Origin of the sequence: Crassaminicella profunda (genome assembly GCF_019884785.1) — a bacterium.
Taxonomy (GTDB): Bacteria; Bacillota; Clostridia; order Peptostreptococcales; family Thermotaleaceae; genus Crassaminicella; species Crassaminicella profunda.
Window position 1 is genome coordinate 3,416,410 of sequence record NZ_CP082326.1, and the last position, 13,878, is coordinate 3,430,287.

A 13,878-nucleotide genomic window follows, 5' to 3' on the forward strand; every position below is an offset into this window, starting at 1 on the left:
TTTCTCATCTTACAAAATTTAAAATATACTATTTCTAAAATTTATTGCAGCATGATTTTACCATATATTTGAGTATAATAGACAAATTTACGCTTTTTTTAATATTATATTAAGAAAAAGCTGTGTGATCATTCACACAGCTTTTAGCTTATATTCATTAAAGATTTACAACATTCACAGGTGTTCCTTTCAAAAATTGTTTTAAATTATCTACAGCAATATTCATAAGTCTCTCTCTTGCTTCCCTTGGAGCCCATGCTATATGAGGGGTAATGATACAATTTTTAGCTATCATTAATGGATTATCCATAGCTGCTGGTTCTTCAGATAACACATCTACCGCCGCACTCGCCACTTTACCACTATTTAAAGCTTCTGCTAAATCCTCTTCAATAATCAAAGGTCCTCTAGATGTATTAATAATCATCACACCATCCTTCATTTTTGCTATATTCTCTTTATTGATGATTCCTCTAGTATTTTCAAATAATGGACAATGCAAACTAATTATATCTGATTTTTCAAATAATGTATCAAGCTCTACATATTTTAACATCTCATTTTCTAATTCTCTCTTTGGATGATTAGCATAGGCTAATACATTCATCCCAAAGGCTTGTGCAATTTTAGCTACCTCTTGACCAATTCTACCAAGTCCAATAATCCCCATGGTCTTTCCTGCAAGCTCCATCAAAGGATACTTCCAATAACAAAAGTCTATACTTTTGCTCCATACTCCTCTTTTCACACTTAAATCATGCTCTCCCACATGATGACAAATTTCTAAAAGAAGTGCAAAAGTAAATTGCGCTACAGCCTGTGTGCCATAGGTAGGAATATTTGTAACAACTATCCCTAACTCCTTCGCAGCATCTACATCAACTACATTATATCCTGTAGCAAGAACTCCAATAAACTTCACATGTGATAATTTTTCAAGGGTTTCTCTTTTTAAAACCGTTTTATTAATATAAATAATCTGTGCATCTCCAACTCTTTCAATAATTTTTTCTTCTGGTGTACGATTATATACCATAACCTCTCCTAATTTTTCTAATCCTTCCCATGTTAAATCTCCAGGGTTTAATGTATATCCATCTAGCACAACGATCTTCATGTGCGCTCCTCCTTACTCCTTTGTATTGATATTATTTTATATAATTTATCATTTGGTTACAATGTTATTCTTATTAGAACAAAAGACAATTCAAAATCTATCACTTTTACTGAACTAACTGGTATCCATCAAAAAAAGTCATGTGTATCTATGCATTTTTAGCATAAATTTACATGACTTCATACAATAATTTTATTTTTCAAATATACAACTTACAATAACTTTTCATATAAATAGATACACTTATTCTTCTCCCCATAATCTAAAACCTCTTTTGTAAAACCACTTTTAGAGAAAAAAGCATAATATTTTTCTTTATAGGGTAGTATTTGAGCCTTTTCTATAAGAGCCATGACTACCTTCATATCTAAGGGTTCATTTCTCCATTTACATTCCCCAATAAACGCACATTCCTTACTAACTGCCAAAATATCTATTTCTTCTTGACGTCTTTTTATAGGATTATTCCCCCACCATGAACCAATTTTTTCAAAAACAAAAGGTAACTCATACTTTTTATTTTGTCTGATCAAATAATCTATACAAATCTTTTCAAATATATATCCTAAATAATGATTCATCTCAGGCTTTATTTTCTTTTCATAAAGATAATCAATCATTTCCTGTTCAATCAGTGATGGATAGTCAAAGACAAATCGATACCAAAAATTAAATAAATTATCTTTTAATCGATAAATGGTCTTTCTTGAGCTTTCCTTTTCTCCAACAGGCACTTGTTTTTCTACAATCTGTAATTCTATTAAAGTTTTTAAATAAGCTGAACATTTACTCCCTGCCTCTCCTACCTTCGTTGCAATTTCATTTAATTTAGACGCACCTGTTGCAATGGCCTCAATAATAGAATTATACATAGCAGGTTCCCTTAGTTCTTGCTTTAAAAGATTCATAGGCTCTGTATACAAATAACTGGATTTATCTAATATCTGCCTTTTTATATTCTCTTCAATAGAGTCTTTATCTCTAAATTTCAATAGATATTGAGGAATCCCCCCTAAAACACCATAGGCTTTTACTTGTTCTTCAAAGCTATAATTTTGAAAAAACTTTATACTATCAAAAAAATCAAAAGGCTCTATTTTTAATTGTGCTGTTCTTCTTCCATACAAAGGACTTCTATAAGATAAAATCTCCTTTTCCATAAAACTCATAGATGAACCACATACCACCAAATACAATTTTGTGTTCTTTAAATCATGATCAATCAAATTCTGAAGCAAAGATGGTATACTCTTATTGGCTAAAGCCACATAAGGAAATTCATCCATTACTAAAACAATTTTTCTATCAAGACTTTGCTTTGCCAAAAATAAGAACGCCTTCTCCCAAGATTCAAAGCTTGATATAAAGTCCTCCATTTGAAAATGCTCTAAAATCTTTTGAGAAAATTTTTCTAACGCCATCTTTTCATTGTATTCTTCCGCTACATAGAAAATAGATTCTTTGTCTTTGCAAAACTCTGTCAATAATCTGGTTTTTCCTACTCTTCTTCTTCCATATATAACAACAAATTGAAATTGGTCTTCTGTATATAAACGATTTAATGTATTTAACTCATAATCTCTACCGATAAACATTTGTAATCTCCTTTTATATAATTAAGATTAAGTAAATCTAGATTTACTTAATCTTAATTATATTATATCCAAAATATCGAATAAAACAACTTATTTACAATAACATACCTCTCAAAAACAAAAGTATAGCTCTACACTATACTTTTATCTGTTGCCTTTCTTAATTCTCTTATAATCAGATCTAATTCTATTAACACTTGCTGAACACTTTTAGAATCTTCTCTTATAAAACTCGAATTCATTCCGTGTTCTCTTATTTTATCAATCCATTGTAATACTTTTTCTTTAGAATACCCCTTCTCCACTAAGGAATAAAATATATATGCAAATTCATTACTAAGATTCGTATTAAACACAGAAGGGTCATCTGTATTGATACTGATCATCAGAGAATCTATATTACCACTATTTTCAATACTGTTTAATTTTGTTATATAGTGATTAAAAATATTCTCAATCTCACCTATAGCTGTATTAGAGGTTGGATTGGTTTCTACGATGATTCCTTTATTACTGGTTTTCTTTAATACTAATTTTTGCATTTCCTGTATAATACTTAATTTTTCTTTCGGCACTTCCACTTGAATAGGCTCTACCATTTTTTCTAGATATTTTTTGCAATAATAAGCTCCAATAAGTTTTTCTTTATCCCATGCTCTATTTTCCCCTTCTATGCAAGGACAACAAATCATCTCTTCTAGTGAATATGCTTCACAAGCTACTTTATCTTCTCTTATTTTAAAGTGCCTATTTGATGTATCAAATTTCTTAAATTTACATTCATAAGCTTCCCATAGATTGTAAATAGTAATCCCTTCAGTATTCACATATATTTCCTTCGCATAATCCATGATTTTTCTTTCTAAATAGCCCATATCAATACTTGAATTGTTATATTTACAGCTTCCCCAAATCCAAATTAAATTTTCCAAATACTCCATACGAGGCATGGTTACTACTGGATGCTTCTCCCTCCAACACTTAATATTTATCCCTAGAGCAATTCCATGTCCAATTCGATCTCCAGCATGATATTTATAACGATCAATAGTCTCATCTATTCTTCTAAGCCCTGTTAATATATGTCTAAAATCTTCTCCTGCATGAAAGGTAAAGCCTAATGTTTTTAAAGGCTTCATTCCTTCTCCATACATTGAATGTAAGCTATCTCGAAGTTCATCATAAACTTGTGAAAATACCCAAGGATCAGCATAATTTTCTATACTCGCCCCATCAATGCCTACAATATATTCTGATATCTTAGGGATTTCTTTTCTGATTTTCAAAATAGCCTCCGCTTGTAATTCATACTCATATTTCTGTTTTTCATAATATAGATGTTCTCTTTCCTTTTCTCTTTCATAATCAACCCAACACTTTTTATTGATTGGTAAATCTGGCTTTTTAATAAAATGATAGATGATTCCTAGTTGAGGAATTGGTAATATTGTTTTTGCATTATATTGATTAAGATAAAACAACCAATTGTAATGATCCGAAAGACTCGGAAATGATCCCTCTAAAAAATCACATTCGCTTTCTCTTTTCAAGATTTTTTTATAAGCTTCAAAGATTAATAATAGTTCTTCACACATTTCTCTTTTTATATTTTCACATCTTCTAAATTGATTCTTTTTTCCTTCCTCAAAAACATCTGCTGGAGAAATACGAATTTCTAGCTTTTTTAAATTTTTATCTTTAAATTGAGCATTCAATCGTTCTTCCCAGCATATATTTTTATCTGAATATCTTCCATTTTTTGTAGATTGTTGAAAATATCCCTCAAAATTATTTAGTCCTTTGATTTCATTTCCTTGAACCATAAAAGAGAAAAATTCATTCTTTACTCTTAAATAATTCATAAAACAATTGCTAAAATCTTTGTCACACTCATTTTTATCAATATATTTAACAGCTTTCATTAGAAATATATTTTCTGTATAGGTTCCAATTTCACTTTTAAAATCACTCTCTTCATCAAACATCATATAGTTTAGTATATCCATTGGATCATTCTGAAGTTTATTTATATCCTCTTCTTTTGACCCTGTACTTACGTTAAAAACATCTTCAAACAATAGTATAAAAATATTTTTTAATTCTTCTTCTTCAAATTTTTCATATCTTTCATAGTCTACTTCTTTTTCTTGACCCTCACTTAATAGTTCCGTTATGAATGTATTTAACAGGGGCTTTTCATAAAAAATACTATTTTTCTTATCTGTATCACTTCTTAGATAAGGAATTAACTCAACAAAACAACGAAAACAGCAATCTAAATGTTTATATTTCACAAGAAAACAAGCCATGATCATTCTCAAAATACTTGCAACTTTAAAATATTTTCCTAATGTATATTTCTTACTTCCAATTACCTCATGGTATCGTAAAGCCTTCGGTTCATCGTTATAAAGATTCATCAAGTTTTTCCAAGAAGTATAAAAATCTGTAGATGCAGATACATGCAAATGTGTTTCCGCAGTTCCTTTCTTTAAAATGCTTTCTAGTTGCATATCTTCAAGAGCTACTCTTGAATAGTACCCTTCTAAATATTCCTCCTGCTTCTTATCATTATCAAGTAAGTATAATACCCCTAGTATATCTGTAGTAAAATACCTATTTAAACTATTCCATAATAATACCTTGCTAATACCCTTATACACCTTAAAATATTTATTATTTTCTGTTTCCCAATATTTAAAAACTAATCTACCATCTCTATGTGCAATAAATGTACGAGAAAATTTTTTCAATAACTCTAAACAATAAATATCTACATTATAATCATATTCTTCTACTTTTCTTTTAGGGTAAAACAATTCCCAAAACATATTGATTTCGTCTAAATTGTCAATGGTCATATATTTATTGAGTACAGGATATATGGCTCTTTTTTGATTCGCTCCTTTCTTCTCTAAAGGATTATTTTCAAAGTATTCTATCTGTGTCATAGGTAATAAGGCAGTCTTAATCATCAAATCCATATTTTTGATATTTACTGAATAGCTCATCTTATCACCTAACCTTTAATCTAATAATTTGAATGCTGTATTATATAAATCTTTATTGTAATCATCAAGTTTTTTCAATAATTCCTTATAGAATTCCTCTTTTTCTTCATAAACTTCTTTAGGTGTAGTTTCTTTCTTAATAATCGCATATAAAAGTGCGTATATTCTAAAGTGCATTTTTTCTTTTGTAGTTAATGGTTCTATTGGAATATCTTTTTTTATTTTTCTAAGTTCATAAGCTATTTCTTTAATATATGCTTCTTCTTTCTCTAACACCCTTCTAAATCTTACATCTTCTTCATTCATGTATTCTGGTATTCCATGCATTAGATAAAAATCTATACTTCCCATAAAATCCATAAAATCCTTCACATATATTAACTTTTCCTTTATCGCATCCCCTGACCCAAAGTTATATATTTTTTCATTTTTAAGTTTTTCTAACTTTCCTTTTAAATCATCCGCTATTAGAATAAATTTATTATTCTTTAATTCATCATCTTTATATTTTAAAGCTCTTCGAATTCTTCTTACATGGTCTTCTTTTAAATCAATTTCTTGCATCTTATTCTTTTTTAACACAGAAATTATTTGATATAAAAAATAATATGCATCTACAGAATTACAATCATAACTTACTTTTTCCTCATCTTCATTGATAATTCTATCTTTTAAATCTATCACATCTCTTCCTAAATATCGATAGATCATTTCTAATTCTTCTTTTTTATCCTTTCCCTTTTCCATAATTCTATCTTGTAATTCATTCATAATATTATAGTTTTTCAGATTTTCATTATATTCCTCTGCTTCTTGAATAAGAATTTGTTCTAGAATCCAAAATAAATCTCTAATCATTATTTTATTTTCTTTTACTAAATAATCCGTTCTTTGATTTAATTCGTCAATACAACCATTTTCTACATATGCTTTAATGTTATAAAAAAAGTTTAATGTGTTCATTTTTCTATCTTCTATCAAAAAGTTCTTAATGTAATCATATACATTATATTCTGATGAATCTCCCCATTCCTCTTTAAAATAATTAGCCACACCACTCATCATATTCATCTTATCTATATGATGTCTTACTGATTTTTGTAAATTTTTTAAAAATACATCTAGTTTTTTCATTTCTTCATTTTCAAAATCCGCTTTTCTTATTACTTTATTTAACTTTTCATTTTTATCCATATTATTATCTCTAGCTACAATCTTTTCAAACTCTTTTAATCGTTCTTCTTGCTTTTGTTTGTTTTCGAATATTATCTTAAATTGCTCTCTATTTTCTATTCCTAATTTTTCTATATCCTCTACTCTTTTATGCATTTCTTCTATCATTTCTATTACATATTGTTTATGCTTTTCTTTACGCAAAAACTCTTTTTTTTCTATTTGTTCTCTAATTGCAAAATATCCATTAAACCAACCTAGATTTCTAGCTTCTATTCTTGTTCGTTTCCCTTTTCTTTTCCATTCTGCTCTTTTCTTTTGCCATTCTTCTTCTTCCAACTTCTCTATTTTCTTTAATGATGCTTTTACATTGTTCCAATCATTTTTTGTTTCTTTAAAAAATTGTCTGTTTTGTTCTACAATTTCTTCTTTTTCTATGAAAAGATATGAATGTAATATTTCATCTAATTCATCTTCAACATCTAACGCTAATAGTTCAGAACCTATTTCGCATATTTCTTTTATTTCGCTTAACCACATTTCTTCTTCAATTTTTTTCATTTTAATATATTTAAGAATTTCTTCTGCTTTTCCTTTTTCTATTTTAATTGTTTCTTTAGTAATCCATCGCTCTTCTAAAGATACTTCAATTAAAGTTTTTCCTATCGCAAGAATATTTTCTTTTTTACGTTCAGTTCTTACAGGATAATTCAATGCTACAGAAAAAACGTACAACATTTCAAAAGGGTTTTCCATTTTACTTATTATATTTCTGTAAATACTCTTTTCATTTAGTAACTGTTTATTTAAAAAATCTCTAATTTCTCCAACTTCATCATTATCTCGTGTTGTATTGAAAATTTTCTTATAATCTTCTTTATTAAGGGCACAACAAATCCCATCAAATAACATTCCTAAACTCAGAACATCTAGTTTTCGTCGTTTTTTAATAATTTTTTTCCCTTCTATTTCTCCTTGAAAAATATCTACATACCTTACATCTATATATATTTTCTTGTCTTCTGCTGGGTCTTTTTTTATTTTAATAACCGATTTGATATTTTCTTTATATATATTTAATTCAGATGAAGAATCAATAATAATATCTAAAAACCGATTTAATTCTTCTGCTGTCCATATTTTATGAATATCATCTGTTTTCTCAATTTTTTTACTCATAGAATTTAGATAATAATAAACATTCATTAATCCCCTTGGCTTGTTGTCAAAGCATTTGAACAAAGTAGGAATTACAAAGTTTTTATCTTTTCCATGAATGCTTTCATACATTAAAAAGTTAGTTTCTTCTAGTTTGAATGTTTCTTTTAATAATTCAAATAAAGATTTATACTCTGTGTTTTCTTGCGAACTGTATTTAAAATTAACTTTTTCTTCATCTGTTATTTTTTTCAAGTTGTATCTTAATGCAGGAGATAATACTTTTTTCAAATAATCATAAGCAAGCTCTTTTCGGATTTCTAGTGCTGTTTTACTCTCTTTCACACTATCTGTAGTAAAACTCTTTTCTATTAACTTTGCATCTAGTATTTTATCGTTATACAAATAATTAATGATAATAGTTTCTTCAAAGGTAATATAATTCCCAGAAACAAATATGACAATATTAGAATGAGATAAAAATCTAATAATGGTTTCTAATACATTCAGACATTTCCTTGTACTAATATCCACATCATCAAAAAATATATAAATAAGTGCATCCTCATTTCCACAATTTTTTCTTGTATGTCTTTGGTATTCTACATATTCATCTATAAATTCTTTGAAACATTTTGCTAGTTCTATATCCTTTGATAATGTATCAGAACTTAAATCTACATAGTCTCTCTTAGAACCTACATCACTCAATGATTTTTTATATTCTTCTTTTCTCAAAAAGTATGCTTTCTCTACTTTTTTGAATGCCTCTCCTACATAATTAATTTTATCTGCCCTTGGAAATGCTCTATCTGTTCCGCACAACGGACAATTTCTACTACTGCTTTTATAATTAAATATACTTTTATCTTCTTGAAAATCTTCTTGTACTTTTTTAACGATCTCTGCAAAGAATCCAATAATCCAGCCTAAAGAATCACTTTCTTCATCCATGTCTTGTGGTACGATAATAGGTAAAACGGTATCATACTTTCTAATATTTTTTCTCTTTTCTCCTTTTATGCCTTCCATAATTTTATTCTTTATGGTTAATAATACAGAAGTTTTTCCACTTCCTCGCTCTCCTAAAATAGAAAATACATTATTATGATGCTTTACAAATTCAGGCTCTTCTTTTACTATCTCTGCAAATTTTTTATGTTTATCATCAGTTCCTTCTAATCTCTCTCTCAGCAATTTTGCATTATCTCTTATTTCTTTTATTTGATCATAGATATTTTCATGATTAGGTAATAATATATTCATACTATCTTTAGGTAATATTCTTGATCCTATTTTGATAGTATTATCATAATTTTCTGTAGTCACTACTTCTCACTCTCCTCTTCTGTATTCTCTGATTTTTCTTCCTTTGCATCAGCTTTTTCTACTTTTTTCTCACTATTTTGCCCTCTTGCCATTACCAACTCATACAAGAAATTGTCTAATGCCTTTCCTTGATTTGGATGTTTTCCATATATGATCTTCATACCTCTTTCTTGTAAGATTTTTTCTTGCACAGGATCTGGTGTTGTTGTAAATACAAAGAAATTTCTTTCCTTTTTATCAACATGATTTTCTTCTATTTCATTAGAAGGATTTTGTCCCATTTTATATAGAAAATATCTAATATTCATATCACTTAGACTATATCCTAAGAAAACAAAAATTTTATTCGCCTTTATATCATCTGCTAATTCTTTATACAAATTTTTCTCTTTTTGGGCTTCTTCATCTTTATCTTCTTCATCTTTTTTATTTACTTTTTTATTTGCTTTTTCGATTTCTTTGAAAGCTTCAAAATAACTTGTTTCCGTTAAAACTATCTTCTTATCAAATTCAGCTTCATCAATCTTTTCACCTTTTTTACCTATTATCTCTCTTATATCTCCGTGTATTTTTATAATTCTAACTTCCTTTTTGCTAAGACAATTTCTTTCTCCTTGTAAACCTTTTACAAGACATTCTTTCATCTCCGTTTCCATATCTGTATGAATTTCAAAAGCTTTTTCTAATGTTTCTTCATAATTAGTGGTGTAAATTTTTTCTGGTGATAATGCTACAATACTTTTATATATAGATGACTGATAGACGTCTCTTGCAATATCTCGTTCACCTAATTCTTCACCTTCTATTGAAAAATTATTTTTAAACTCTTCTAGCAACTTTTCTTTATCTTCTTTCATTGCAAATTCTGCAAGGGCTAGATAATCATCAGATAATGAAAAAAAGACTTCTTCATCATAGCCTAATTTTTTGCCTATATTTTGTAGTAACCCTCTCCATGTAGGCATCTTCAAATTATTCGGCACACCTGCTCCTATAAATAATATAAGTTTTATCTCATCAGATTGTTTTTTATTAGCGTCTTCTTTGTTAAATTGTTTTTTCTTTATTGCTTCTTTTAGTTTATCTTTGTTCGTATCAGATCGTTCATAGAAAACAATCTCATTCTTTTTTAAATACTCTCGTAATTTATTAATGGCTTTTCTTCTCATGGATATTTTATTTTTTTCTTCTTCCATCATTTCCCCATACGTTTTTTTACAAGGGTTATCTTTCCTTGGAATAAAAATAGCATCCCATCCAAATCCATGATTTCCCCTAGGGCATCTAGAAATTTCACCCTCTGCAATTCCTTCAAATGTAATTATTTTCTTTCCATCACAATATCCAATAATCGTTCTTGCCGTTGCGCATCTATATTCGGTGTTTATCATTTTTTCACAGATGGCTTCATTTGACATTTTCTTTAAAAATTCTTTTGTGATATGTGATGGCAATCCTCCAAAATAAGGAATTTGTAACATTGTATGTTCAACAATAATGGGCATTTTGATTTTTTTAAAGGCATTTAATGTTTTCTTTTTTACAAATTCGTTTATATTATCCATTTCTTGAACTTCTTCTAGATTTAATAACTCTCCTACTCGCTCAATCCTATATAATTCACTTACTTCCTTCATTATATCTTGCATTTCTTTCTCTTTTCGTTTATTGGAAGTTACAAATGCAATAACTTGTTCTTGTCTTTTTTTAGAGTTCATTTTTGGTTCCTCCATTTACTTATTTACTACCGTATAACGCTCTATTTGTAGCTATCCTATTTTTCAAACAAGGATTCTTATTTTTACACTATACTTCATGATTAGTAATAAAATATCAATTTATAGTTAAATTTTCCAACACCATTTATAATTCTACATTTCTCTTAAATCTACCTTTGTCGAACTTTCACTTGTTTTGTTGAATTTACTAAAACAATCTCATCCTTTTTTAAACAAATAAACTAACAATCACTATTAAAACCCTATTTCGAAAGAATACAAAACTACTCTACATTGAACAATTCCAAAATTCTAAATTCTCCAACCATTAAAAACCAATACCAATTGACATGTCTACTTATATGAGATACTATATTACTCATAGGACAATGTTATATTTTTACATATATCTTAAAAATTACAAGGGGGTAGATTTATGCAAAAAGTAGATTTATTGATTATTGGTGGAAGTGCAGGGGGCATCCTTAGTGCTACTACTGCAAGAAAAGTATATGGGGATATTGATATTACCGTTATACGTGATAAAGAAACCGTAATGGTTCCTTGTGGTATTCCCTATATCTATGGCACCCTAAAGGATACATCAAAAAATATTATCCCTGATAAAGTGTTGACAAGTAATGATATCAACTTATTAGTAGACAAAGTTACTAAAATCAATAAACAAGAAAAATTTGTAGTAACGGAAAAAAATGAAAATATCTATTATGACAAATTGATTATTGCAACAGGTTCTCTTCCGATCATTCCATCCTTTCCTGGAAAAGAACTAGAGAATATATTCCCTGTATATAAAGATGAAGTTTATTTGAAGAGTCTCCTAGCAAAAATGAGCGATTTTCAAGATATCGTAGTCATCGGTGGCGGATTTATCGGTGTAGAATTTGCTGAGCAAATGAAGAAATCTGGAAAAAACATTACATTGGTTCAAAGAGGCGATAAATGCTTGAGAAGAAATTTTGATGCTGAATTTAGTGATGAAGCAGAAAAACTTTTAATTGAAAATGGTATCAATGTAAAAACAAATACACAAATAGAAGAATTTATTGGAGAAAAGTGCGTAAAAGAAATTAAACTTTCAAATGGAGAAACCATAAAAGCAGATGCAGTATTACTTGGAGCTGGTGTAAAAGCAAATTCTATTCTTGCACAGGATGCAGGTATTGAAGTAAATGATGATGAAGCTATTGTTGTCAATGAATACATGAGAACCTCAGACCCAGATGTATTAGCAGTTGGCGATTGTGCTCAAAAGACATGCTTTTTCACTAGAAATAGCGTTCCAATCTTATTAGCATCTACTGCTGCTGTTGAAGCAAAAATCGCAGGATATAATGTTTTTAAAAACAAATTGACTCGTAAAAATAAAGGAACGATCAACGCATTCTCAACAAAAATCTATGGTAGAGCATTTGGTGCAGTTGGTTTAACTGAAAAACAAGCTATTGCTGAAAACTTTGATATTGTTGTAGGTGAATTTTCTACAATGGATCATCATCCTGGTTCCCTTCCTAATACACAGACCATTAAAATGAAATTGATTTTCTCAAAATATTCAGGTGTGATTATGGGGGGACAAATTTCTGGTGGAGATTCTATTGGTGAAATGATCAATATATTGAGTCTTGCAATCCAACAAGGAATGAGTGCTGCAGATTTGAATACCCTTCAAGTTGCTACTCATCCTCTTCTTACAGCATCTCCAATTGCTTATCCTATTAATGGAGCAGCTATGAATGTCATTGAAAAAATGTAGTTAATCCCTTATTCTATAAAAACATATATAAAGAAATCCTGTAACTCATTTATAAGTTACAGGATTTTTTTATATACAAATACTTATAATCATTTTTGTAACTAAACAACTGAACTGACAGGCACAACTATAAAGCAGGTTTCTTAAATCCTTTTCCATGAACTTCTGATGTATCTAATATAGAAATAAATGCTTGAGGATCTGTATCTTCAATTAATTTTTGTATTTTAGGCAATTGCCTTAAGGTTACTATACAATAAATAACATTTCTTTCGTTCCCTGTATAAGCTCCCTGCCCATGAAGAAAAGTAACCCCTCTTCCTACTTCTTTTATAATATGATCTGCAATCATTCTTTCCTTTTGCGTTACAACAAATAATAATTTTTTTCTTTCTATTCCGTCCATTACTCTATTCATTACTTGTGATGTAATATACATAGAAATCAATGTATAAAGTGCAATACTTAATCCGTTAATAGTTGTTCCAATCAGTACAACTACTATGTTCATGGCAAACAAATAAGTGGCTATGGTTCCTCCAGTTTTTTTCTTAAGGATCACAGCAATAATATCTGTTCCTCCCATAGAAGCTCTATTTTGAAAAACGATGGCTCCACCAATGCCGCCTAATATTCCTCCATATATACTAGATACAATCATATCGTCTATTGAATAGTAATGGGATATATTTTGAGTTAAAATCATAAATAAAGATAAAGACAGCATACCAATTAAACTAAAAATACAAAAATCTTTATCCACTTGCTTCATTCCTATTAAAAATATAGGTATATTCACAGCTAATATATAATAACCCGACTGAATATTGGTTAGATACTGTAAAATTAGAGCAATGCCCCCTACTCCTCCACTTAAAAACTTATGCGGTATTATAAAGGTATTAATACCTATGGATGTGATTGCACTTCCTAACATAATCAACAATATTCTTTTTGCTAATTCTTTTTTGTTATATTTCATAAAAATCCCACTCCCTTC

7 protein-coding genes are annotated in these 13,878 nt (G+C 28.8%); 1 reads left to right on the forward strand and 6 read right to left on the reverse strand.

Features of this window, described 5'->3' with window-relative positions; all coding sequences use genetic code 11:
• Nucleotides 1-157 precede the first annotated feature (157 nt).
• From K7H06_RS15825 to K7H06_RS15845, 5 genes are all read right to left on the reverse strand, one after another.
• Nucleotides 158-1,117, reverse strand: coding sequence for a D-2-hydroxyacid dehydrogenase (locus K7H06_RS15825; RefSeq protein WP_223036999.1), 960 nt, complete (start codon nucleotides 1,115-1,117; stop codon nucleotides 158-160).
• A 212-nt stretch (nucleotides 1,118-1,329) separates the two neighbouring features.
• Nucleotides 1,330-2,712 carry an ATP-binding protein gene (locus K7H06_RS15830; protein ID WP_223037000.1) on the reverse strand — a complete coding sequence of 461 codons (1,383 nt, stop codon included), beginning with the start codon at nucleotides 2,710-2,712 and terminating at the stop codon, nucleotides 1,330-1,332.
• 131 nt (nucleotides 2,713-2,843) lie between these two features.
• Nucleotides 2,844-5,723, reverse strand: coding sequence for an amidohydrolase family protein (locus tag K7H06_RS15835; protein WP_223037001.1), 2,880 nt, complete (start codon nucleotides 5,721-5,723; stop codon nucleotides 2,844-2,846).
• Between the two features lie 15 nt (nucleotides 5,724-5,738).
• Nucleotides 5,739-9,383 (reverse strand): hypothetical protein, encoded by a 3,645-nt coding sequence (locus K7H06_RS15840; protein ID WP_223037002.1) that lies wholly within the window; start codon nucleotides 9,381-9,383, stop codon nucleotides 5,739-5,741.
• On the reverse strand, nucleotides 9,383-11,101 hold the full coding sequence (locus tag K7H06_RS15845; RefSeq protein ID WP_223037003.1) for a non-canonical purine NTP pyrophosphatase: 1,719 nt from the start codon (nucleotides 11,099-11,101) through the stop codon (nucleotides 9,383-9,385). Before K7H06_RS15845 ends, K7H06_RS15840 begins: the two co-directional genes overlap by 1 nt.
• 436 nt (nucleotides 11,102-11,537) lie before the next feature.
• On the opposite strand from K7H06_RS15845, the gene K7H06_RS15850 reads away from it, so the two are divergent.
• Nucleotides 11,538-12,878, forward strand: a complete 1,341-nt coding sequence (locus tag K7H06_RS15850) for an FAD-dependent oxidoreductase (RefSeq protein ID WP_223037004.1) — start codon at nucleotides 11,538-11,540, stop codon at nucleotides 12,876-12,878.
• Between the two features lie 127 nt (nucleotides 12,879-13,005).
• Here the strand turns inward: K7H06_RS15850 and K7H06_RS15855 are convergent, their stop codons facing one another.
• On the reverse strand, nucleotides 13,006-13,860 hold the full coding sequence (locus K7H06_RS15855; RefSeq protein ID WP_223037005.1) for a YitT family protein: 855 nt from the start codon (nucleotides 13,858-13,860) through the stop codon (nucleotides 13,006-13,008).
• Nucleotides 13,861-13,878: the final 18 nt, after the last annotated feature.